The sequence below is a fragment of the Ensifer sp. GW823-FHT05D09 genome (assembly GCF_058795755.1).
On the sequence record NZ_JBXAIA010000003.1, the window covers coordinates 690,260 to 713,395 of the forward strand.

Here is a 23,136-nt window from a genome sequence, read left to right on the forward strand (position 1 = left end):
AAAACGCCGCCGGAGCAACAATCCGGCGGCGTTGTTGTCAAAGGCGTCTCACACCTCGACGACCACCTTGCCGAAGGCACCGCGATCAAGATGTGCCAGCGCGTCGCGGAAATCCTCGAACCGGTAGCGCGCATCGACCACGGGCTTCAGGCCGGTCTGGTCGACAGCAGCCACCAGATCCTGCAGCGCCCGGCGATGGCCGACGCCGATGCCCTGAATGATCGGAGATTTCAGCAGCACCGGCGGCACCTGCGCCGAGATCTCCGCGCCCTCCAGTACACCGATAACCGAGATCCTCCCCTGCACAGCCACCGCCTCCAGCGAACGGCCGAGATTGGCGCCACCGGCGAGCTCCAGGATATGATCGGCACCGTGATCGCCGGTGATCTCAAGCACACGCTCGACCCAATCTTCGTTCAAGCGATCGATGCCGTGGTCGGCGCCAAGAGCAAGCGCACGCTCAAGTTTGTCTCGGCTTGCCGACGTGACGATGACTTCAGCGCCATGCGCCTTGGCGATCTGCAACCCGAACAGCGAAACGCCGCCCGTCCCCTGCACGACGACGCGGTCGCCGGCCTTCGGCCGTCCCTTTTCGACCAGAGCATACCATGCCGTCACACCGGCGCAGGGCAAGGTGCTGGCCTCACCGTCATCGATGCTCTCAGGCGCGTGCACGAACCAGTCCTCAGGGAAGGCGACATATTCCGACGCGACACCGGGATTGAGACCACCGAGCGCAAACGAGGTCGGGTGACGCGCAGTCCCCGGCTTTTGCCCGTCGATCCAGGTGGGATCGAAGACGGAAATGACGCGATCGCCGGCTCGAAAGCGCGTCACGTCGCTGCCCACCGCTTCGACGACGCCGGCCATGTCGGAGCCCGGCACGAAGGGGAAGGCAAGCGGCATGCCCATGCCGTTTTCGAGCACCAGCTTGTCACGAAAGTTGAGCGATATGGCGGTGGTTCGAACGAGCACTTCGCCCGGGCCCGCCTCCGGAACGGGACGTTCGACGAGCTTGAGGTTCTGAGCGCCCAGCGCATCGATCGTCCACTGCTTCATCAGTCTTGCCATGGTCTTTCCTTTCATTTGATTGATCTGATGGAGAAAGCATAGCGTTGAAATTAACTCTCCAGTTGCGATATGATTTCGTCATATTGGTTCCCTGAGGGATACAAAAATGAGCTATCTCAGCGGCGTTTCGGTGTTTGTGGAAGCGGCAGACGCCGGTGGTTTTTCGGCAGCCGCCGAAAGGCTCAACCTGTCGCGCTCGGCCGTCGGCAAGACAGTCGCCAAGCTGGAACAGAGGCTCGGCGTTCGCCTGTTTCATCGCACCACCCGCACGCAGAGCCTGACCGACGAGGGTCAGCTGTTCTACGAGAACTGCCTGAGGGCGCTCAGTGAAATCAGGGCTGGCGAGGCGCTGCTGGAATCCGGCAAGCAGCAGATACAGGGGCGCCTGCGCCTGTCGATGCCGGTGCATTTCGGCCGCCAATGCGTCATGCCGCTTCTGTCCGAACTGCTGCGGATGCATCCGCGCCTGGAATTCGACCTTAACTTCAGCGACCGCAACGTCGACCTCATCGAGGATGGCTTCGATCTGGCCATCCGCTCCGGCCCGCTGCGGAGCGATCCCAAACTGATGTCGCGCAAGATCGCCGACCAGCGCATGATCGTCTGCGCCTCTCCGGCCTATATCGAAGCGAACGGCGCCCCGAAGACGATTGAAGACCTGATGGCGCATCAGGCCATCCTTTACCGGCGCAGCGGTCAACCCCTCGCCTGGTCCTTTCCGGCCAAGGCCGGTCAGCCCCAAACCATCACACCGCCGGCGCGGCTGCGCCTCGACGACCTGACGTCGATCGCCGATGCGGCGGCTGACGGTTTCGGTATCGCCTGGCTGCCATGCTGGCTTGTGGGCAGCCGCATAGCCTCCGGTTCGCTCGTGCGGATACTTGCCGATGCGCCCGCCCTCTCCTACGGCGCCTACGTCGTCTGGCCGAAAACCCAATACATGCCGCCTAAGCTGCGTCTGCTCATCGATACGCTTGCCGCACGCCTCCCGCCGATGATGGAATGACGGCAACGGCAGCCGCCGCGGACTCAGGTCAGGGAGGCAATCGACATGCAGAAAGTGGCAGGAATCGGCGGGCTTTTCTTCCGCAGCGACGATCCGGACCGGCTCGCGGCCTGGTACCAGGCCCACCTCGGCATAGAGACCGTGCCTTCGAGCTACGACGACAGTTGCTGGCAGCAGCGCGCCGGCAGCACCGTCTTTGCGCCGTTCAAGCGCGATACCGATTACTTCGGCCGTGGAGAACAAATGTGGATGGTCAACTTTCGCGTCGACGATCTCGACGCGATGGTCGAGCAACTGCGCACTGCGGGCATCGAGGTGACGACCGATCCGCAAACCTATCCGAACGGCCGCTTCGCCAGGCTCCACGACCCCGAGGGCAACCCGATCGAACTCTGGCAGCCGAACCCCGCCGAATAGCGCCGGCGACCGATGACGCGCAAGACACGATAACGAAACAGATTGTGTAGAAAAGGTAAGTTGTCGGCGTATGCGATCTGGATAATAAAGGGGGAAAGAACCGAAGCCGGCGTCTCGCCGGCAGAGCTGGGCTCGCTATTTGACGATCATTTCCGCCAATAGACGCAAGCGCATTCACCTCGTCTCCGGGGCAGTGCTTGGTACGTTTATCCTTGCCCATTTTCTCAACCACTCGCTCGGCCTGATCTCCGTCGAGGCCATGGAAGCCGGCCGCAAGGTCTTCAACGTCGTCTGGCATAGTGTGCCCGGCACGATCTTGCTCTATGGCGCGCTGCTCGCGCATTTCATCATGGCGCTCGACAGCCTCTACCGGCGCCAGACGCTGCGCATGCCGATGCGCGAGGCGCTGAAGATCGTCTTCGGCCTCAGCCTGCCGTTCCTGCTCATCGGCCACGTCACCGCGACGCGGGTCGAGCCGCTTTTGACCGGCGTGGAAGCCGACTATCCCGGCATGCTGCGCGCGCTCTGGTCGAGCTGGACCAATACCACCCGACAGTCGCTTGCCCTGCTGCTCGCCTGGAGCCACGGCTGTCTCGGCGCCTGGTTCTGGATGCGCGGGCGCACCTGGTTTCCGCGCTATGAAATCCTGCTCTATACGGTCGCCATCCTCGTACCGATCTTCGCGCTGCTCGGCTTCTTCAGCGGCGCCCGCTCGCTCGAACGTGTCTACGAAGAGCATGGCGGCTACGGCGACAGGGCCGAAATCAGACCGGCCTACGACGTCAACCTGCTCGAAGACATCCGGTTCGGCCTCTACCTCGGCTTTGCCGGTCTGATCGGCGGAACCTTCATCCTGCGCATCCTGCCCAAGGGTGGGCGCATTCGCGTCCGCTATCCCGATGGCCGCGTCGGGCTTGCCGTCTCGGCCGAACTCGTCAACCGCGCCGGTGTTGTGATGGAGGCGCACAAGCGGCTCGACATCAGCCTTCGCGGACGCCAGGCGACGCTCGAAACCTGGATCGTTGAGGACGCCGGCGATATCGCCAAGGCCTTGCAACCGTCACCGGCTCCGGCTTAGAGCATTTCCAGGAAAAGTGCGAAGCAGTTTTCCGTCAGGAAATGCGTAGAAACAAAGCGATAGGGCGTTACTATGACTCCGTTTACACCGGAAATGCTCTATAGGTGCGTGGGCACACGCATCCCTCGCCATCTCCAGTTCCGGAAGCCAGCATGAAACAGGACGTCTCGCCGAAAACGGCGCACCAGAGCCACGCCAAGGGCGTCGAAAAGCTCAAGGCGCATCTGGCGATGCTGACCTTTTCGGCGCTGATCGCCGGCTCCTTCTCCTTCGGCGGCCTGGCGGCGCAGCATATGGGCGCAGGTCCGCTGACGCTCTGGCGCTACCTCTTGACCGTTGTCGTGCTTGGCGCGCTCACCTTCGGCTATGCCCGGGTGCCTTTTCATATCCCAAAACAATTGTGGCGCTTCCTGATCCTCGGCGGACTGATCGCCGTCTACATGCTGACGATGTTCAAGGCGCTGGAGTTTACCGATCCTGTTTCGACCGGCGCCGTCTTCACGCTGATGCCGCTCTTGAGCGCGGGCTTCGCGTTCCTGCTACTCGGCCAGCACACGCGGCCCGGCGTGCTCGCTGGCCTGATCATCGCCGCACTTGGTGCCGTCTGGGTGATCTTTCGCGCCGATATCCAGGCGATCCTCGCCTTTGACATCGGCCAGGGTGAACTGATCTTCTTCGTCGGCGTCATCTGTCACGCGATCTACGTGCCGCTGATCCGCAAGTTCGACCGCAAGGAAAACCCTTTTGCCTTCGGTTTCTGGGTCGCCGCCTGCACCGTGCCGTGGCTGCTTGTGCCCGGCGCTGCCGGCCTTGCCACAACCGATTTCGCCAGCCTGCCGGCCATCGTCTGGATTGCCGTCGTCTATCTCGCGGTCGTCACCACAGCGATCACCTTCCTGTTGCTGCAATACGCATCCCTGCGGCTGCCTTCGTCGAAGGTCCTTGGCTACGGCTATCTGACGCCGAGCTTCATCATTCTGCTTGAAGGCATTCTCGGCCATGGCTGGGTAAGCCTGCCGGTTCTCGCAGGCGCTTTGACGACGGCCTGCGGGCTGGCGCTGATGGCGCTGCTACCGGATTGATCCCGGAACGCTTTAAAGCGCGTCGTGATCTTTCAGATTCGCTTGGCGCGCTTTAAGTTATTGTTTTTGCGCATGTCGTCATCGCAAAACCGCGGCACACTTTTGCGCGACATGCTCTAAAGCATTTCGAGGAAAAGTGCGGAGCGGTTTTCCGTCGGGAAATGCGTAAAAACAGAGACATAGAGCGTTTCTGTGTTTCCGTCTAAATCGGAAACGCTCTAGGAAGCGGGCTGCTCGCTGACCTGCAGCCCGTCGACGAACAGGCGCTCGAGAAAACGCGCCGCATCCTCGAACCGTCCTTCGCCGGAATTGCCCTGCCCGAGCACGGCGCGAACCTGCACGTCGAAGTCGGCATAGTGTTGCGTCGTCGACCAGATCGCGAAGATCAGGTGGTAGGGGTCGCATTTGGCAATCTTGCCTGCCTTGGCCCAGGAACGGATAACCTCCGCCTTCTCGTCGACGAGTTCCTTCAGCGGCCCTTTCAGTTCGTCCTCGATATGCGGGGCGCCCTGCAGCACTTCGTTGGCGAAGAGCCGGCTTTCGCGCGGGAAATCGCGCGCCATCTCCAGCTTGCGCCTGATGTAGCTGCGGATTTCGGTGACCGGGTTTCCCTCCGCGTCAAAGGCGCGCAACGGGTCGAGCCAGGTGTCGAGCACGCGATCGATCAGCGCCCGGTGCATCGCGTCCTTGGTGCGGAAATAATAGAGCAGGTTCGGCTTTGACATGCCGGCGACATCGGCGATCTGGTCGACGGTTGCGCCGCGAAAGCCGTGGGCGGAAAACACCTCCAGCGCCGCCTCCAGAATGCGCTCTTCCTTCTCCTCCTGGATGCGTGTACGCCTCTGGGTCCTGGCCGCTCTCGGAAGTACCATCTCGCCCCCTGCCGGTGCCTGCGCGCTGATCCGCACAGGTCGTCTCTGCCCAAATTTCGGCGCCGCCATCTTTTTGGGCAACAACTTCGTTTTTTTGTTTTTCCGGCTTGAGTGCCGCAACGGAAGTTGTAATGTTTACCAACCGGTCAAATTATCAGCCAGTTCGCCAGCAAAGGCAACGACTGATCGAAGGGCACCAGAAAAAACCAAGCCTGGATTTGACCAAGGGAACATAAGCGGCATGCGCCACCCAAGGTGCGGCCCGAAAGAATGAGGAGACCGCCGTGGCAGCACCTGGCGAGAACATGCGCGTCAATGCCGACCGCCTGTGGGATACGTTGATGGACATGGCCAAGATCGGCCCGGGCATCGCGGGCGGCAACAACCGCCAGACGCTGACCGACGAGGACGGTGAAGGCCGCAAGCTTTTCCAGTCCTGGTGCGATCAGGCGGGGCTCACCATGGGCGTCGACACCATGGGCAACATGTTCTTCACCCGCCCCGGCACCGACCCCGATGCCCTTCCCGTCTATGTCGGCTCCCATCTCGACACGCAGCCGACCGGCGGCAAATTCGACGGCGTGCTCGGCGTGCTCTCGGGCCTTGAGGTCGTTCGCTCCATGAACGATCTCGGCATCAAGACCAAACACCCCATTGTCGTCACCAACTGGACCAACGAGGAAGGCGCACGTTTCGCACCCGCCATGCTCGCCTCCGGCGTCTTTGCCGGCGTGCACAGCCAGGACTTTGCCTATGGCCGCAAGGACCCGGAAGGCAAGACCTTCGGCGACGAACTGAAACGCATCGGCTGGGTTGGCGGCGAAGAGGTCGGCGCCCGCAAGATGCACGCCTATTTCGAATACCACATCGAGCAGGGCCCGATTCTCGAAGCCGAAAACAAGGATATCGGCGTCGTCACACACTGTCAGGGCCTGTGGTGGCTGGAGTTCACGCTGACCGGGCGCGAGGCCCATACCGGCTCGACCCCGATGAACATGCGCGTCAATGCCGGACTTGCGATGTCGCGCATCATCGAAATGGTCCAGGCCGTGGCCATGGAAAACCAGCCGGGCGCCGTCGGCGGCGTCGGCCAGGTGGTCTTTTCGCCCAACTCGCGCAACGTGCTGCCCGGCAAGGTGGTCTTCACCGTCGACATCCGCTCGCCCGACAAGGCCAAGCTTGACCGCATGCGCGCCAAGATCGAGGCCGAAGCGCCTGAGATCGCCGATGCACTCGGCGTCGGCTGCTCCGTCGAGGCCATCGGCCATTTCGAGCCGGTGACCTTCGATCCGAAGCTCGTCACCGCCGTGCGCAACGCCGCCGAAAGGCTCGGCTACAGCCACATGAACCTCATCTCCGGCGCCGGGCACGATGCCTGCTGGGCCGCCAAGGTCGCACCGGCGACCATGGTCATGTGCCCCTGCGTCGGTGGCCTCAGCCACAACGAGGCGGAGGACATCTCCAGGGAATGGGCAGGCGCCGGAGCCGACGTTCTCTTCCACGCCGTCGTCGAAACGGCCGAAATCGTCGAATGAGTTTGTGGGCGGGACGAAAGTTCCGCCCTTTTTCGTGGCGGCCGAAAGGCCACCGGAAGCACAATCGCGAGGATGAAAATCAATGAGCACTGTCATCAAGGGTGGAACCATCGTCACCGCCGACCTGACCTACAAGGCGGACGTCAAGATCGAGGGCGGGAGGATCGTCGAGATCGGCCCGAACCTTCAGGGCGACGAAACGCTCGACGCCAGCGGCTGTTTCGTCATGCCGGGCGGCATCGACCCGCACACACACCTCGAAATGCCGTTCATGGGCACGTATTCCTCGGATGATTTCGAAAGCGGCACAAGGGCGGCGCTTGCCGGCGGCACGACCATGGTCGTGGACTTCGCCCTGCCCTCGCCCAACCAGTCGCTGCTCGAAGCGCTCACCATGTGGGACAACAAGTCCACCCGTGCCAACTGCGACTATTCCTTCCACATGGCGATCACATGGTGGGGCGAGCAGGTCTTCAACGAGATGGAGACCATCGTCAAGGACAAGGGCATCAACACCTTCAAGCATTTCATGGCCTATAAGGGCGCATTAATGGTCGACGACGACGAGATGTTCTCGTCCTTCCAGCGCTGCGCGGCACTCGGCGCCCTGCCGCTCGTGCACGCGGAAAACGGCGACGTCGTCGCGCAACTGCAGGCAAAGCTGCTTTCGGAAGGCAACAACGGTCCGGAAGCGCACGCCTATTCGCGGCCGGCCGAAGTCGAGGGCGAGGCCACCAACCGCGCGATCATGATCGCCGACATGGCCGGAAGCCCTGTCTATATCGTCCACACCTCCTGCGAACAGGCGCATGAAGCGATCCGCCGCGCCCGCGCCAAGGGCATGCGCGTCTTCGGCGAGCCACTGATCCAGCACCTGACGCTCGACGAGTCAGAATATTTCAACAAGGATTGGGACCACGCCGCCCGTCGCGTGATGTCGCCGCCGTTCCGCAACAAGCTGCATCAGGACAGTCTCTGGGCCGGCCTTGCTTCCGGTTCGCTGCAGGTGGTGGCAACCGATCACTGCGCCTTTACATCCGAGCAGAAACGCTCTGGCGTCGGCGATTTCACCAAGATCCCCAACGGCACCGGCGGACTTGAAGACCGCATGCCGATGCTTTGGACCCACGGCGTCAACACCGGCCGTATCACCATGAACGAGTTCGTGGCCGTAACCTCGACCAACATCGCCAAGATCCTCAACGTCTACCCGAAGAAGGGCGCGGTGCTCGTCGGCGCTGATGCCGACCTCGTCGTCTGGGACCCGAAGCGTTCGAAGACGATCTCGGCCAAGAGCCAGCAGTCGGCGATCGACTACAACGTCTTCGAGGGCAAGGAGGTCAAGGGCCTGCCGCGTTACACGCTGACCCGCGGCGTCGTCGCCATCGAGGAAGGCACGATCAAGACGCGCGAAGGCCACGGCGAATTCGTCCGCCGCGATCCGTTCCCAGCCGTCAGCACCGCGCTCACCACGTGGAAGGAAGTTACCGCCCCCCGCGCCGTCCAGCGCAGCGGCATCCCGGCGACCGGGGTGTAATTTTGGTGTTTCGCGGCCTGCACTTCTTCACACCACTCTGTCCCACCGAACATGTCCCGCCACACCGGAGGGACGCTTCGGCTCGGTTTCCCATCGCCTCAGCCAGGCACGAGGGCGTCGAGCTCCGGCAGCAGAACGACGCTTTCCTGCTCCTTGGGGTCGGTGCGGGCGATGACGGCCGAACAGGGTGCGTCGGAGAGATTTGCCGGCAGGTGCGGCACGCCGGCCGGAATGTAGAACATTTCGCCGGCGCGAACGACCACATGCTCCTCGAGCCGCTGGCCGAACCAGGTGTGCGCCTCGCCCGACAGCACATAAATCGCCGTCTCGTGGCTCTCGTGCAGATGCGCCTTGGCACGCGCGCCGGGCGGGATCGTCAACAGGTGCATGCAGATGCCGGTCGCGCCGACGGTCTCCGCCGCAATGCCCTCGAAATAGCTGAGCCCCTGCTTTCCGGCATATCCGCTGCCGGGGCGAACCACGCGACAGCCAGGATTGGATGATCGAGACATGACTGTTCTCCAGAATTCCCTGAAAAACCAGCAGCAAACGGCTCCGCTTGCAAATCCGCGATTGCATGTTGCCGGTCCGGATAGCAGTCTGACACAGCCAAGCCAGAATGAGTATTCGCCGATGACGTCCAATACCGCATCCGTGGTTTCGGCCCGGGACCTCTGCCTGACCTTCGAGACTGCCGACGGCCCGGTCAACGCCCTGACCGGCGTCAACCTGGATGTGGCCAAGGGCGATTTCGTGTCGTTCATCGGCCCGTCCGGCTGCGGCAAGACGACGTTCCTGCGCGTCATCGCCGATCTCGAAAAGGCGACCTCCGGTACCATCACCGTCAACGGCATGACGCCCGAGGAAGCCCGGAAGCAACGTGCTTATGGCTATGTGTTTCAGGCGGCCGCACTCTATCCCTGGCGCACCATCGAGAACAACATCGCCCTGCCGTTGGAAATCATGGGCTATTCCAAGGCGGAGAGACAAGCGCGCATCGACCGCACGCTCGATCTCGTCAACCTGACAGGTTTCGGCAAGAAATATCCCTGGCAGCTTTCCGGCGGCATGCAGCAGCGCGCCTCGATCGCGCGCGCATTGGCCTTCGACGCCGATCTCCTGTTGATGGACGAGCCCTTCGGCGCGCTCGACGAGATCGTTCGCGACCATCTGAACGAGCAGCTTCTGAAGCTCTGGGCGCGGACGAACAAGACGATCTGTTTCGTCACCCATTCTATTCCCGAAGCCGTCTATCTCTCCACCAAGATCGTGGTTATGAGCCCCCGCCCCGGCCGCGTCACCGACATCATCGAATCGCCCCTGCCGCGCGAGCGCCCGCTCGGCATCCGCGAAACGCCCGAGTTTCTCGAAGTCGCCCACCGCGTGCGCGAGGGCCTGAGAGCGGGACACAGCTATGAGGAGTAGCGCGGCGTCTTTGACCGTCTGCCGTCCGGCGACACACGGCGACATGAGCGCCTGCGCCGACATTCTCAACCGCTGGATCGATGCGACGCCCTGGATGCCTCGCATCCACGACCATGCCGACGTCGCGCGATATTACAGCGAGACGGTTTTTCCCGAACGCACCGTGATCGTTGCAGAGCGGGACGAGCGGATCGCAGGTTTCATGGCGCTCTCCAGCGATCACTATGTGACAGCGCTTTACATCGACACACCTGATCGCGGCATGGGCGTCGGCAGAGACCTGCTCGGCACTGCCAAGACGCTATCGCCACAGGAATTGAACCTCTGGACTTTCGTCGCAAACGACAAGGCTCAGCGCTTCTATGAAAGACAGGGTTTTTCGGCAGTTCGCCGGACCGATGGCGAAAACGAGGAAAGCCTGCCCGACATCCTCTATCATTGGCGTGGGGCGGAGGGACAGCCATGACCCTTGCCTATGTGCTCTGGCTGCTGCTTGCCACCACCATCTTTCTCGGCGGCGCGACGGCTTCGCGCGCCTATGTGTCCAACAGCCATATCGGCGTGCTGGTTCTGGCACTAGGGCTCTACATGGTCGGCAACATCATCATGGTCAAACTGATGCGCGATGGCGGCCTTGGGCTTGCGATCTCGCTGTCGGCCATCGTGCAACTGGTCCTCGTCAACATCATCGCCTTTGCCGTCTTCGGCGAAAGGCTGAGCCTCACCCAGGCGGCCGGCGTCATGCTCGGCATCGCCGCCATGGGCCTGATGTTGCTGCCGACAAGCGGAAAGGCGTGACGATGCGCGAGGAAAGCTTTGTTCGAGACAAACTCCTGCCCGTCGGCACGGTCGTCGCAGTGCTGATCATCATCTGGTATGTCGCGGTCGTATACCTCAACGCGCCGTTCGAGCGCGACACGGCTGCCCGCGCCGGCACCGAAATCAGTTTCTCGCAGATCGTCCACAACACCATGGCGCAGGAGCGCCCCGTGCTGCCAGCGCCGCACCAGGTGATCGCCGAAATCTGGGACACGACCGTCAACAAGCCGATCACCTCGAAGCGCAGCCTCGTCTATCACGCCTGGATCACGCTTTCGGCCACCCTGCTCGGCTTCGGTATCGGCGGTGTACTCGGCATTCTGCTCGCCATCGGCATCGTGCACAACCGCGCAATGGACCGGTCGCTGATGCCGTGGGTAATCGCCAGCCAGACGATCCCGATCCTTGCCGTCGCGCCGATGATCATCGTCGTCCTCAACGCGATCGGCATCTCCGGGCTTTTGCCGAAGGCGCTGATCTCGACCTACCTCTCGTTCTTCCCGGTCGTCGTCGGCATGGTGAAGGGTCTGCGCAGCCCCGAGGCCATCCAACTCGATCTGATGCACACCTACAACGCCTCGCAGGCACAGACCTTCTGGAAACTGCGCTGGCCGTCGTCGATGCCCTATCTCTTCACGTCGCTGAAGGTTGCGGTGGCGATCTCGCTCGTCGGCGCGATCGTCGGCGAGTTGCCGACAGGGGCCGTCGCCGGCCTCGGCGCCCGCCTGCTCGCCGGCTCCTATTATGGCCAGACGGTGCAGATCTGGTCGGCCCTGTTCATGGCGGCAGCGCTCGCCGCGGTCCTCGTCATGATTGTCGGCTTTGCGCATACCGCCGTCCTCAAGCGCATGGGGGCCAAACCATGAACGTGCCGATCCTCGTTGCTGCTATCGTCTTCTGGCTTGCCGCCTGGGCTTTCAACGAATGGCTGGTGCGCCAGCGTTTTGAAAGCGAAATTGCCAATCGGGCGGCGCACTTCGCCGTGCCGGTCCTTTTCGGCATCACGCTCCTGGTGCTCTGGGAAGGCATCGTGCGCGGTTTTTCCGTGCCCTCGGTGTTGCTGCCGGCACCGTCGATGATCTGGCAGCGCCTGATCAACTCGGTGCCGACACTGATGGCCGACTTCCGCCAGACGTTCCTGAAGGCGGTACTGACGGGTTATGCGCTCGGCTGCGGCCTCGGCTTCATCGTTGCCATCCTTATCGATCGCTCGCCGTTCCTGCAAAAGGGGCTGCTGCCGCTCGGCAACTTCGTCTCGGCGCTGCCGGTCATCGGCGTCGCGCCGATCATGGTCATGTGGTTCGGCTTCGACTGGCAATCCAAGGTCGCCGTCGTCGTCATCATGACGTTCTTCCCGATGTTGGTGAACACCATCGCCGGCCTGGCGGCGTCCAGCCACATGGAGCGTGACCTGATGCGCACCTATGCCGCCTCCTGGTGGCAGACACTGATCAAGCTGCGGCTACCGGCCGCCTGGCCGTTCATCTTCAACGCGCTCAAGATCAATTCCACCCTGGCGCTGATCGGTGCCATCGTCGCCGAATTCTTCGGGACACCCATTGTCGGCATGGGGTTCCGGATCTCCACGGAAGTGGGCCGCATGAACGTCGACATGGTCTGGGCCGAAATCGCCGTCGCGGCGGTGGCAGGTTCGGCTTTCTACGGGGTGGTGGCGCTCATCGAGCGCGCCGTCACCTTCTGGCATCCTTCCATTCGCGGAGGGCGCGCCTGAGAACACGCAGTGATCCAAAGAAAATGAAGCAAAAACAAGAGGGAACTGACATGAACAAGAGACTTGCATCGCTTCTCGCCGCAGGCGTCTTTTCGCTTACAGCGTTCCACGCCCAAGCCGCCGACAAGGTGACACTGCAGCTGAAATGGGTCACGCAGGCCCAGTTCGCCGGTTATTACGTCGCCAAAGACAAAGGCTTCTACGAAGAAGAAGGCCTCGACGTCGACATCAAGCCCGGCGGCCCGGATATCGCGCCTGCCCAGGTGATTGCCGGCGGCGGCGCCGACGTCGTCGTCGACTGGATGCCGTCAGCGCTTGCCACCCGCGAAAAGGGCGTGCCCCTCGTCAACATCGCCCAGCCCTTCAAGAAGTCGGGCATGATGCTGACCTGCCTCAAGGAAAGCGGAGTCACCAGCCCGGACAAGTTCAAGGGCCATACGCTCGGCGTCTGGTTCTTCGGCAACGAGTATCCGTTCCTGTCCTGGATGTCGCACCTGAAGATTCCGACGGATGGCGGACCGAACGGCGTGACCGTGCTCAAGCAGGGCTTCAACGTCGATCCCCTGATCCAGAAGCAAGCGGCCTGCATCTCGACCATGACCTACAACGAGTATTGGCAGGTGATCGACGCCGGCATCAAGCCGGATGACCTCGTCACCTTCCAGTACGAAGACCAAGGCGTGGCGACGCTCGAAGACGGCCTTTATGTGCTCGAAGACAAGCTCAAGGATGCGGCCTTCAAGGAGAAGATGGTCAAGTTCGTGCGCGCCTCGATGAAGGGCTGGAAATACGCCGAGGAAAACCCGGATGAAGCAGCCGGTATCGTTCTCGAAAACGACTCGACCGGTGCCCAGACTGAAAAACACCAGAAGCGCATGATGGGTGAAGTTGCCAAGCTGACCGCCGGCTCGAACGGCGCGCTCGATGAAGCCGACTACAAGCGGACCGTGCAGTCTCTGCTTTCGGGCGGTTCAGATCCCGTTATCTCCAAGGAGCCGCAAGGCGCCTGGACGCACGAGATCACCGACGCGGCCCTGAAATAAGAAGAAACGAACCGAACAGCAGAAGAGGGTCGCGCGATATCAATCGCGCGGCCCTCTTCCGTTTCTGTACGGGCCGTTCATGTCCCGCCAGGGTTGCCTCGAACGTCCGGGCGTGGGGGTGGCAATTCGAGGCCAACGGGCGGTTGATGCGCCTCAATTGTCAAGATCGTGTCGAGATTGCAACCAAGACTGCAGAACGGGAGAAATATTGAGGAACCATCACTTCACCGCACTTGTAAGCACATGATGTCAAGATTACATAGGCGCGGATGTTTGTTGGAGGCAAGCAACACGGAGGAGCTCATTTTCCGAATGTTTTGCCTGCGGGATTAGGTCCCAGTTCTGCCTGCTCTCACGGTCTGATACCGTGTGTGCGGCGCATGAATACAATGGCCGTGCGCCTATGCCTTGTTTCGCTGGTCGGCGAAAACAGGTGTCGGCGAAACTGATAATCGCTTGATTGTGCAGGGATCCAGCCTTGAAAGGCGCAGATCCTCTTTATGTCGTTTCCGTTGCCGGGATTGTAAAGCCGATGGCTCACAAAGTAATACCTGCTCTCAGCGTTTGCGCTGCGATGATCATTGCCCCATTTTCAAGTGCATTTGCCGAGGACGCAGCCAAGGCTCCGCCGGCGCACAGCCTGCCATCAATCGTCGTGACAGAAGCCGTCGATCAGTCGATCAGCGATCGGGTCGTTGCAACCGGGACGATACAGGCGGTGGAGCAGGTCTATGTCGCGCCGCTGGTCGAGGGATTGTCGATCCGCTCACTGAATGTCGACATCGGTGACAAGGTCGAAGAAGGCAGCGTGCTGGTCGTTCTCAACGATGACGCGCTGCGGCTTGAAAAAAGCCAGCTCGAGGCTTCGCTAGCCAAGGCGGAAGCCGGGCTTGCGCAACTCAACGCTCAGCTCAGTGAAGCCAAGGCAAATTCCGAGGAAGCGACACGCGTCAGCGATCGCAACGCGGAGCTTGCCAAGAACGGCACCGTCTCGACAGCAGAGGCCGATCGTGTCCGCGCTCTTGCCGCAGCGACCCGCGCCCGCGTCCGCTCCGCCGAACAGGCCGTTGCCGTCTCCAACGCCGATATCAAGGTGGCGCAGGCCCAGATCGACGACATCGATCTCCGCCTCACCCGCACCGAGGTCAAGGCACCGGTCGCCGGCGTCATCTCCGCCAAGAACGCCAAGATCGGCGCGATCGCCAATGGCAGCGGCGAACCGCTGTTTGCGTTGATCCGCGATGGCGCGATCGAAATGAAGGCGGATGTCGCCGAAGCCGATATCATCAAGCTTGCCGTCGGCCAGCCAGCGACGATCACGCTTGCCGGTGGAAACACCAAGGTCGAGGGCGCCATTCGCCTGATCGCGCCGACGGTCGATCCCGTTTCGCGCCTCGGCACCGTCTTCATCAGCCTCAAGGACACTTCCAAGGCACGTTCCGGCATGTATGCCAACGCCATCATCACCGCTGAAGAAAAGACCGCTGTCGTTCTGCCGCAAACAGCGGTTACCAACGAGGACGGCAAGACCATCGTGCGCAAGGTCGAGAACGGCGTGGTGAACATCATTCCGGTGAAGACCGGCATCTCCGACGGCAAGTTCGTCGAGGTGGTCGAAGGGTTGAAGGCCGGCGAACAGGTCGTGGCCAGGGCCGGCGCCTATGTGCGCGACGGCGACCACATCAACCCCGTCAAATCAGCGCAACCAGCGACCAACTGACAGGAACCGTGACCATGAACTTCTCAGCCTGGTCCATCCGCAATCCGATCGCTCCGATCCTCGCCTTTTTCGTGCTGCTCGTGCTCGGCTATCAGTCGTTCAACAGCCTGCCGATCACCCGCTTCCCCAACATCGACGTGCCGATCGTATCGATCAGCGTGGCGCAGAGCGGCGCCTCGCCGGCCGAACTCGAGACCCAGGTTACGAAGGAAATCGAGGACGCGGTCGCCAGCGTCACCGGCGTCGACCATATCCAGTCGACGATCAATGACGGCACATCGACCACAGCCGTGATCTTCCGCATGGAAGTGCCGACGACGCAGGCCGTCCAGGACGTCAAGGACGCCATCGACCGTGTGCGCGGAGACCTTCCCACCTCGATCGAGGAACCGATCGTCTCCAAGGTCGACGTCGAGGGACAGGCGATCCAGACCTTCTCGGTCTCGGCACCCGGCATGTCGCTCGAAGAGCTCTCCTGGTTCGTCGACGACGTCATCAAGCGCGAAATTCAGGGCAAGAGCGGCATCGGCCGCGTCGACCGCTATGGCGGCGCCGACCGCGAGGTTCGCGTCGAGCTCAACGAGGACAAGCTGAACTCACTCGGCATAACCGCTGCCGACGTCAACGCCCAGCTTCGTCGCATGAACATGGACCTGGGCTCCGGCCGCGGCCAGGTGGGCGGCAGCGAGCAGGCAATCCGCACGCTCGGCGATGCCCGCAATGTCGATCAACTCGCCAACACGATGATCTCGGTTCCGAGCGGGCGTTTCGTACGCCTTTCCGAACTCGGCACGGTGACCGACACCTATGAGGAGCCCCGCTCCTTCTCGCGCTTCAACGGCAATCCCGGCGTGACCTTCGCGGTCTTCCGCGCCAAGGGCGCCAGCGAAGTCAGCGTTGCCGAGACCGTCGCCAAGTCGCTGGAGAAGATCAAGGCAGCAAACCCTGACGTCACCATCGAGATGGTCGACGATTCCGTCTACTTCACCTACGGCAACTATGAAGCCGCGCTGCACACGCTGATGGAAGGCGCTTTGCTCGCCGTCATCGTGGTCATGCTGTTCCTGCGCAACTGGCGCGCCACGCTGATTTGCGCCGTCGCCCTGCCGCTCTCGGCAATCCCGACCTTCTGGGTCATGGAACTGCTCGGCTTCTCGCTCAACCTCGTCAGCTTCCTGGCCTTGACGCTCGCAACCGGCATTCTCGTCGACGACGCGATCGTCGAGATCGAGAACATCGAGCGCCATATCCATATGGGCAAATCGCCCTATCGGGCGGCAATCGAGGCGGCGGACGAAATCGGCCTTGCGGTTATCGCCACCACCTTCACGATCATCGCGGTTTTCATACCGGTGTCGTTCATGCCGGGCATCGTCGGTCAGTATTTCATCCAGTTCGGCCTGACCGTGGCCGTCTCGGTGTTCTTCTCGCTGCTGGTTGCGCGGCTGATCACGCCCGTCATGGCCGCCTACATGATGCGTCCGTCCAAACTGGAAGCACATCAGCTCGAAGACGGCTACCTGATGCGCAAGTATACGCGTCTGGTGCATGCGACGACGAAGCGCTGGTACATGCGCTATCTGACAGTGCTCGTCGCAATCGGCGTGACCGTGGCATCCGTGGTCGCACTGTTCATGTTCGTGCCGGGCGGGTTCCTGCCTCCGGACGACACGTCGCGCGTCAGCCTCTCCGTCGAACTGGCGCCGGACGCCATGCTCGAAGACACGGACCGCACGACGGCGCAAATCTACGAAAGGGTCAAGGACCTCGATGGCGTCGAAAGCGTCTTCGTGCTCGGCGGCGCCTCGCCCAAGGGCGACCTGGAACTGCGCCGGGCCACGGTGACGGTGCTTTTGGAAAAGCGCGATCACTCGCTTCTCAACAAGGTCGTCAACGACGTACTTGGCCGCTTGCCGGTCATCGGCCAATACCTGCCGAAACTTGAGCCGGAAGGCCGCATCATTCCTCAGGCGCAGATCGAAAAGGAAATCTTTGCCCGCGTCCGCGATCTGCCTGATGTCCGTGTGATCAAGCTCAACGACCGCGGCGAGCGAGAGCTGTCCTTCAACCTGCTTTCCAACAACGAGAAGGATCTGGACCAGGCTGTTGCCATTCTCGAAGCCAAGCTGCGCAGCGATCCGCTGCTGGCCAATGTCAGCCCTGACGGCGCCCTGCCCCGTCCGGAATTGCAGATCCGTCCGCGGGACGAGCAGATGTCGCGCCTTGGCATCACCACCGCTCAGATCTCGGAAGTGATCCGCGTTGCCACCATCGGCGACATCGATGCGGCCCTGACGAAGATTGCCCTCGACGGCCGGCTCATCCCGATCCGCGTGCAGATCAATCGCGACTTCCGCACGGATATCGCCGCGATCCGCAATCTGAAGATACAGACCGCTTCAGGCGCGACGGTGCCGCTGTCGAGTGTTGCCGACATCAACTATTCGGAAGGCCCGAGCTCGATCAAACGTTACGATCGCAACCGCGTCGTTGCGCTCGGCGCGGACCTGCCGATCGGCGTGGCGCTCAATACCGCCTCGGCTCGCTTCGAGCAGATCGCGGCCGAAGCCGAGATGCCAAGCACCGTGCAACTCCTCAAGAGCGGTGACGCCGAGGTTGAGGAGGAGATGCAGGTCAGCTTCGTCAACGCCATGCTGCTCGGCCTGATGCTGGTGCTGGTGGTGCTGATCCTGCTGTTCAAGGATGTGATCCAGCCTTTCACCATCCTGTTCTCGCTACCGCTCGCCATGGGCGGCGTCGCAGGTGGCCTGATCCTGACACAGAACTCGCTGTCGATGCCGGTTCTGATCGGCATCCTGATGTTGATGGGCATCGTCACCAAGAACGCGATCCTGCTGGTCGATTTCGGCATCGAGATGATGCATCACGGCATGGAACGCACGCAGGCGATGATCGAAGCGGGCCGCAAGCGCGCCCGCCCGATCATCATGACATCGATCGCCATGTCGGCAGGTATGTTGCCCTCGGCGCTCGGCGTCGGCGAAGGCGGTTCGTTCCGTGCGCCGATGGCGATCGCGGTGATCGGCGGCATCATCGTCTCGACGGTGCTCAGCCTCGTCGTGGTCCCGTCCTTCTTCCTGATCATGGACGATCTGTCGCGCCTGCTCGCCTGGATCTTCGGCCGCTTCGTCGGCAAGAAGGACGAGGAAAACCTGCCGCTTGATCGCGAGGCGCTGACCGAACGCGTCAACGACCAGGGCAAGACGATCGAAGGGCTGGAAGAGCGCCTGAAGACGATCGAGGACGGCCAGCCAAAGGGCAAGTCCACGGGCAAGGTGATCAACCATCCGGCGCTTGCCGCCGAATAGCCGGCACAAATCACCTGACAATCGGGCCCGCACCCACCGGTGCGGGCTTTTTTGTGAAAATTGTTTGATCGAGGTCAATTCACGTTTCAAAAGCCCGGCTACCCTGATGCGACTTTTGTTTAGGGCCGGTGCGATGAAGACCTTGCGATTGAACTCGAATGACAAAGCGGTGCTGCTCGGCTCCCGCTTCTTCGAGAAGCTGTCAGTGGCAGCGTCCGATGCCATTCTCGAAGGCGCCGTGGTAACCAACCACGAGGAACACGACATCCTGTTTCAGCAGGACGAACCCGTCGACAGCGTCTTCTGCGTCCTGTCCGGTCTCGTTCGGGTCTATCGGCTCGGCAAGGATGGACGCGAGGCCGACATCGCCGTTTTCCCCAAGGGTGAACTTTTCGGCGAAAACGCCATGTTCCTCGGCAACCGCGCCACCGCTAACGCGCAAGCGATCGGGTCCTCGACCATTGCCCGCCTCGACAGCCGCAATCTGCGCAAGCTCGCCGAACAATATCCGGATATCGCCCAGGCCCTGATGGAGCTGCTCTGCCGTCACGGCCAGATGGCCGAGGATTGCCTTGCGGAAGATCGCCTGCTGACCGCACCTCAGCGTGTCGCCAGCTACATACTCGGGCACTGCCCGGATGGCTCGACCACCTTCTCGTTCCGGCTGCCGTTCCAGAAGAATGTGCTGGCCGGCAAGCTGGGCCTGGCACCGGAGGCGCTCTCGCGTGCCTTTTCGGCGCTTCGTCGCTCTGGCGTCACCGTCAAGGGGCGCATGATCGAGATCCATGACCGCCAGGCGCTGGAGCGCTTCTAGCGATAACAGGCACTGCGAGCTTCAATCCGGATCTGGTCCTGCGCGATGGCGACGATGCGATTGCCTTGTCGCGGATCGCTTCGCCGCCGACCTTGCTCGGGCCTTAGAGCCCACCGTGCAACGTCAGGAAATCGACGATCCGGTTGACTCCGTCGCCACGTTTCATGTCGGTGAAGACAAAAGGCTTGTCCGCCCGCATCCGGGTTGCGTCGCGATCCATGACGTCGAGGTCGGCGCCGACATAGGGCGCGAGATCCAGCTTGTTGATGACAAGCAGGTCCGACTTGGTGATCCCGGGCCCACCCTTGCGCGGGATTTCCTCGCCCTGGCAGACGGAGATGACATAGATCGTCAGGTCGGCGAGATCAGGGGAGAAAGTGGCAGCCAGATTGTCGCCGCCGGATTCGATGAAGACGACATCAAGATCGGGAAAACGCCGGTTGAGATCGGCGATCGCTTGCAGGTTTATCGTCGCATCCTCGCGGATCGCCGTGTGCGGGCAGCCGCCGGTCTCCACGCCGACGATGCGGTCGGAAGGCAGCGCCTGCATGCGCACCAGCGCCTCGGCATCTTCCTTTGTATAGATGTCGTTGGTAACGACGGCGACGGAGTATTTCTCCCGCATCGCCTTGCAGAGCTTGTCGGTCAGTGCCGTCTTGCCGGAGCCGACAGGCCCGCCAATGCCGACGCGCAGAGGACCATTCTTCGATGCCATGTGACATTCCTTTTCAAGGCCGAGCTCACGCTTCAGGAGCGAAAAAGCCGCGAATGCAGGGTTTCGTGTCTGAGGGATGAAATATCGGCCGTGATCGTGGCCGAGCCAAGATCGTCCAGCGATGCAGCGCTAGCCTTTCGCGCGACCTCGGCAATCGTCGGCTCCAGTGCCGCGATCAGGCCGACGCCGTCACGCTGGCCGGATACGCCACAGCGGATGGCCACCGATACGGCGTTCGAAACCGACGCGTGCAGATAGGCGGCAATCGCCGGCTCGAGGCCCGTCGCATGGGCGCTGGCAACGGCACCGACGGCGACCGGATAGGCAACGCCCTCACCCAGCCGCTCAAAGACCGGATGCGGCCAATGCCGCGCGGCAGCAAGAAAGGCCTCGCCCTGCAGCAGGGTTTCCATGTGCCGCTCGCGGCTCGTCGCCATCGCTTCGGCCAGCGCGATGACGGATGCAAGTCGCAGCGGATCGTCGAAGGCGCGATAGGCCTCGCCGAGCAACACCGCGTCATTCCAGCCGGATCCGTGGCAAAGCATCGCCTCCAGCCACCGCCGCAGGCTTTCGGCATCGCCGACATGACCATCGTGAACCGCTTGCTCCAATCCGTTCGAATAGGAGAAGGCGCCGACCGGAAAGGCCGGCGACAGCCAGGCCACGAGGCGAAGCAGCGCCTGCGTGTCGATCCGTTCAGCCATGGTGATGGTGATGGCCGTGATCGTGGCCGCCGGCTGCATGGTAAGCGCCACGCAGCGGATGGAAAGGCTCGGAGATTTCCTCAACCGTGGCTCCCAGCCCCTCAAGCATCGTCAGAATGACCGGATCGCGAGAAATCAGAATACGGCCGGTCTCGATTTGTGCCGGAAGGTGGCGATTGCCCAAGTGCCAGGCGAGTTCGACGAGGTGTAGTGGATCGCGCGGGCGGATCTCGTAGAGCGCTTCGGGCGCTGCAACGACACGGATATAGCCGCCGCCTTCGAGCGCCAGGAGGTCGCCGTCCGCCAACATCACCGCTTCCTTGAGGTCGAGCATGACGACGTCGTCGTTTTCGAGATGCAACAGCTTGCGGCGCAGATGCCGGGCGTCGTGCGCAAGCGTGATGCTGTGCAGCGGCGCCTTGTCCTTTGGCCCGGGCGAGAGCACCTCGGTCGAACGATAGGGCATGTCAGAGCACCTCGACCTTTTCCGGATGCACGAGTTCGATGCGCGCCTCGATGAGCAGATCCGCCATCGCGGCCTGAAAAGCCTTCAGATGCGGTTCGGCGAAATGCGCGTCGACGGCCGCCTTGTCCTTCCAGGTTTCGACGAACACCAGCGTGTCGGGGGCGGCAGGCTTTTGATAGAGCTCGTAGCTGATGCAGCCCGCTTCGCGACGTGTGGCCTCGATCAGTGGTACGGCCAGCGGCAGGACTTCCGCGCCCTTGCCCGGGTGTGCCGTCAGATAAGCGATAATGTAAACCATTGAACCCTCGACATCTTTTTCACATCGCAGTGTAGCAATAAAAAACCCCGGCGCTAGCACCGGGGTTTCAAAAATCGGCCCATTCGCCAGCCTGATCAGGCTGCGAGCTTCTGCGACTTCAGCGTTTCGAGAATGTTCTGCGGCGAGGAAACGCCATAGGGGTCGCTGTCGCAGTTGTCGGAATAGCCTTCTTCCTCGAACCACTGCACGACGACGCCGTTGTCGACGACGGCGGCGTAGCGCCAGGAGCGCATGCCGAAGCCGAGATTGTCCTTGGCGACCAGCATGCCCATCTTGCGAGTGAACTCGCCCGAACCATCGGGGATCAGCTTGACGTTTTCGAGGTTCTGCGACTTGCCCCAGGCGTTCATCACAAAGGCGTCGTTGACCGAGATGCAGTAGATTTCGTCAACGCCTTCAGCGTTGAATTCGGCCGTCAGCTTTTCGAAGTCAGGCAGCTGGAAGGTCGAGCAGGTGGGCGTGAAGGCGCCCGGCAGCGAAAACAGAACGACGCGCTTGCCGGCGAAGTAATCGTCGGAGGAAACGTCCTGCCAACGGAACGGGTTGGAGCCGCCGACGGCTTCATCGCGGACGCGGGTGCGGAACGTTACGGACGGTACTTTTCTGCCGAGCATGGTCATCTCCTTCAGTGCGGGCACTCGATCGCGAGCGGCCTTGGGAGAACATTCGCAGTCGAGGAAAATATCAGCCCGCTTCCTACCGGAAATTCCGCTGCGGTGCAGCACGAAAGGCAGCGAATCCCGCCGGTGCATGGCAGGCATGCGGAGAGCGCATGCCTGGAGAGAGCGTATCAAACCCGGCCATGTCTCAGTTGTGAAGCCGCAAAGACAGGCCGAGGGTGGAAGGCAAGGGATTCCACAAACCCGTCTGCAATCCCGCTTCTCTCAGCGCCCGCGCCGTCCAGGTGTTGCAACCGAACAGGGCATTGAATGTGCCTTCCGCCTCGAAGAAGCGATCGGCATAGCCATAGGAAAAGCCTTCGACCGGAATGACGGCGCTGCCGTTCCTGGCAAAGCTGCCGGCGATGAACGTCATCAGATTTTCGAATTCGCCACGCTCCAAGTCCACGCTTGCGACCGACGGCTGCGGCTCGACGATCGGACCGGCGATATCCACGTGCATCACCGAGCGATCAAGCGTCAGCGCCCTGAAGACCGGCATCGGCTTCAGCTCCGACCATGTCGGCGTTTCCAGATAGAAGGAACGGCCGCCCCAACCGAAGATCAGCCATCGGGCTTCCGGGTGATCCAATGGCACGCCCGCCTCGCCGGCGAAGCCGAACCGCGCGCGGGTCTCCTCATTGAGCGGAATGGCGATATCGGTGTGGATCGGACCGGAGAGGATCAGGATGCGTTCGCCGATGGTCGTCGATGCTGCCGCCGTCGCCGTCGTCGGCAGCAGGGGCCGGGGCACGATGGTTCCAAGGACGACAGCGAGCACAAGTGCCGACAC

Annotated in this window: 24 protein-coding genes; 15 read left to right on the forward strand and 9 right to left on the reverse strand. The window is 62.0% G+C overall.

What is annotated here, in order from left to right; all coding sequences use genetic code 11:
- Positions 1 to 48: 48 nt before the first annotated feature.
- The gene (locus tag AC1Q80_RS13675; protein ID WP_492360736.1) at positions 49 to 1,071 is read right to left on the reverse strand and encodes a zinc-dependent alcohol dehydrogenase family protein; all 1,023 of its coding nucleotides are present in this window, start codon (positions 1,069 to 1,071) and stop codon (positions 49 to 51) included.
- A gap of 106 nt (positions 1,072 to 1,177) precedes the next feature.
- On the opposite strand from AC1Q80_RS13675, the gene AC1Q80_RS13680 reads away from it, so the two are divergent.
- From AC1Q80_RS13680 to AC1Q80_RS13695, 4 genes are all read left to right on the forward strand, one after another.
- A complete protein-coding gene (locus AC1Q80_RS13680; RefSeq protein WP_492360737.1) occupies positions 1,178 to 2,077 on the forward strand; it encodes a LysR family transcriptional regulator in 900 nt (299 codons plus the stop codon).
- A 45-nt stretch (positions 2,078 to 2,122) separates the two neighbouring features.
- Positions 2,123 to 2,494: a VOC family protein gene (locus AC1Q80_RS13685; protein ID WP_173423915.1), complete on the forward strand. Its 372-nt coding sequence runs from the start codon at positions 2,123 to 2,125 to the stop codon at positions 2,492 to 2,494.
- A 139-nt stretch (positions 2,495 to 2,633) separates the two neighbouring features.
- The gene (locus AC1Q80_RS13690; protein WP_492360738.1) at positions 2,634 to 3,572 is read left to right on the forward strand and encodes a hypothetical protein; all 939 of its coding nucleotides are present in this window, start codon (positions 2,634 to 2,636) and stop codon (positions 3,570 to 3,572) included.
- A 152-nt stretch (positions 3,573 to 3,724) separates the two neighbouring features.
- Complete coding sequence (locus tag AC1Q80_RS13695) at positions 3,725 to 4,654, forward strand: DMT family transporter (RefSeq protein ID WP_492360739.1); 930 nt, start codon at positions 3,725 to 3,727, stop codon at positions 4,652 to 4,654.
- A gap of 218 nt (positions 4,655 to 4,872) precedes the next feature.
- Here AC1Q80_RS13695 and AC1Q80_RS13700 read toward each other — a convergent pair whose 3' ends face one another.
- Positions 4,873 to 5,526 (reverse strand): TetR family transcriptional regulator C-terminal domain-containing protein, encoded by a 654-nt coding sequence (locus AC1Q80_RS13700; RefSeq protein ID WP_173423913.1) that lies wholly within the window; start codon positions 5,524 to 5,526, stop codon positions 4,873 to 4,875.
- Between the two features lie 284 nt (positions 5,527 to 5,810).
- Here AC1Q80_RS13700 and AC1Q80_RS13705 point away from each other — a divergent pair, with 284 nt between their 5' ends.
- Entirely contained in the window at positions 5,811 to 7,061 is a 1,251-nt protein-coding gene (locus AC1Q80_RS13705) for a Zn-dependent hydrolase (protein ID WP_345791100.1), read from the forward strand.
- A gap of 82 nt (positions 7,062 to 7,143) precedes the next feature.
- Positions 7,144 to 8,598: a dihydropyrimidinase gene (gene hydA, locus AC1Q80_RS13710; RefSeq protein WP_173423912.1), complete on the forward strand. Its 1,455-nt coding sequence runs from the start codon at positions 7,144 to 7,146 to the stop codon at positions 8,596 to 8,598.
- Between the two features lie 98 nt (positions 8,599 to 8,696).
- Here the strand turns inward: hydA and AC1Q80_RS13715 are convergent, their stop codons facing one another.
- Positions 8,697 to 9,110, reverse strand: coding sequence for a cupin domain-containing protein (locus AC1Q80_RS13715; RefSeq protein ID WP_173423911.1), 414 nt, complete (start codon positions 9,108 to 9,110; stop codon positions 8,697 to 8,699).
- Positions 9,111 to 9,231: 121 nt separating this feature from the next.
- Here AC1Q80_RS13715 and AC1Q80_RS13720 point away from each other — a divergent pair, with 121 nt between their 5' ends.
- The 9 genes from AC1Q80_RS13720 (at position 9,232) to AC1Q80_RS13760 (ending at position 19,480) form a co-directional block, all read left to right on the forward strand.
- A complete protein-coding gene (locus AC1Q80_RS13720) occupies positions 9,232 to 10,023 on the forward strand; it encodes an ABC transporter ATP-binding protein (RefSeq protein ID WP_173423910.1) in 792 nt (263 codons plus the stop codon).
- Entirely contained in the window at positions 10,013 to 10,489 is a 477-nt protein-coding gene (locus tag AC1Q80_RS13725) for a GNAT family N-acetyltransferase (RefSeq protein ID WP_173423909.1), read from the forward strand. Before AC1Q80_RS13720 ends, AC1Q80_RS13725 begins: the two co-directional genes overlap by 11 nt.
- Positions 10,486 to 10,821 carry a hypothetical protein gene (locus AC1Q80_RS13730; protein WP_173423908.1) on the forward strand — a complete coding sequence of 112 codons (336 nt, stop codon included), beginning with the start codon at positions 10,486 to 10,488 and terminating at the stop codon, positions 10,819 to 10,821. Before AC1Q80_RS13725 ends, AC1Q80_RS13730 begins: the two co-directional genes overlap by 4 nt.
- Positions 10,822 to 10,823: 2 nt before the next feature.
- Positions 10,824 to 11,708 (forward strand): ABC transporter permease, encoded by an 885-nt coding sequence (locus tag AC1Q80_RS13735; protein ID WP_173423907.1) that lies wholly within the window; start codon positions 10,824 to 10,826, stop codon positions 11,706 to 11,708.
- A complete protein-coding gene (locus AC1Q80_RS13740; RefSeq protein ID WP_173423906.1) occupies positions 11,705 to 12,574 on the forward strand; it encodes an ABC transporter permease in 870 nt (289 codons plus the stop codon). Before AC1Q80_RS13735 ends, AC1Q80_RS13740 begins: the two co-directional genes overlap by 4 nt.
- A gap of 50 nt (positions 12,575 to 12,624) precedes the next feature.
- Positions 12,625 to 13,617, forward strand: coding sequence for an ABC transporter substrate-binding protein (locus AC1Q80_RS13745; RefSeq protein WP_173423905.1), 993 nt, complete (start codon positions 12,625 to 12,627; stop codon positions 13,615 to 13,617).
- Positions 13,618 to 14,149: 532 nt separating this feature from the next.
- Positions 14,150 to 15,337 (forward strand): efflux RND transporter periplasmic adaptor subunit, encoded by a 1,188-nt coding sequence (locus tag AC1Q80_RS13750; protein WP_173423904.1) that lies wholly within the window; start codon positions 14,150 to 14,152, stop codon positions 15,335 to 15,337.
- Between the two features lie 14 nt (positions 15,338 to 15,351).
- Positions 15,352 to 18,666, forward strand: a complete 3,315-nt coding sequence (locus AC1Q80_RS13755) for an efflux RND transporter permease subunit (RefSeq protein WP_492360740.1) — start codon at positions 15,352 to 15,354, stop codon at positions 18,664 to 18,666.
- Positions 18,667 to 18,799: 133 nt separating this feature from the next.
- Entirely contained in the window at positions 18,800 to 19,480 is a 681-nt protein-coding gene (locus AC1Q80_RS13760; RefSeq protein WP_492360802.1) for a Crp/Fnr family transcriptional regulator, read from the forward strand.
- Positions 19,481 to 19,583: 103 nt separating this feature from the next.
- Here the strand turns inward: AC1Q80_RS13760 and ureG are convergent, their stop codons facing one another.
- The 6 genes from ureG to AC1Q80_RS13790 all read right to left on the reverse strand — a co-directional run bounded on the left by ureG (position 19,584) and on the right by AC1Q80_RS13790 (position 23,136).
- Positions 19,584 to 20,195 (reverse strand): urease accessory protein UreG, encoded by a 612-nt coding sequence (ureG, locus tag AC1Q80_RS13765; protein WP_173423901.1) that lies wholly within the window; start codon positions 20,193 to 20,195, stop codon positions 19,584 to 19,586.
- 32 nt (positions 20,196 to 20,227) lie between these two features.
- Positions 20,228 to 20,899, reverse strand: a complete 672-nt coding sequence (locus AC1Q80_RS13770) for an urease accessory protein UreF (protein WP_492360803.1) — start codon at positions 20,897 to 20,899, stop codon at positions 20,228 to 20,230.
- Entirely contained in the window at positions 20,892 to 21,365 is a 474-nt protein-coding gene (gene ureE / locus AC1Q80_RS13775) for an urease accessory protein UreE (RefSeq protein ID WP_492360741.1), read from the reverse strand. The genes AC1Q80_RS13770 and ureE overlap by 8 nt, the downstream gene beginning before the upstream one ends.
- Before the next feature lies 1 nt (position 21,366).
- Positions 21,367 to 21,663, reverse strand: coding sequence for a putative quinol monooxygenase (locus AC1Q80_RS13780; protein ID WP_492360742.1), 297 nt, complete (start codon positions 21,661 to 21,663; stop codon positions 21,367 to 21,369).
- Between the two features lie 95 nt (positions 21,664 to 21,758).
- Positions 21,759 to 22,298, reverse strand: a complete 540-nt coding sequence (locus tag AC1Q80_RS13785) for a peroxiredoxin (RefSeq protein WP_173423898.1) — start codon at positions 22,296 to 22,298, stop codon at positions 21,759 to 21,761.
- Positions 22,299 to 22,491: 193 nt separating this feature from the next.
- Positions 22,492 to 23,136 carry a TIGR02117 family protein gene (locus AC1Q80_RS13790; protein WP_492360743.1) on the reverse strand — a complete coding sequence of 215 codons (645 nt, stop codon included), beginning with the start codon at positions 23,134 to 23,136 and terminating at the stop codon, positions 22,492 to 22,494.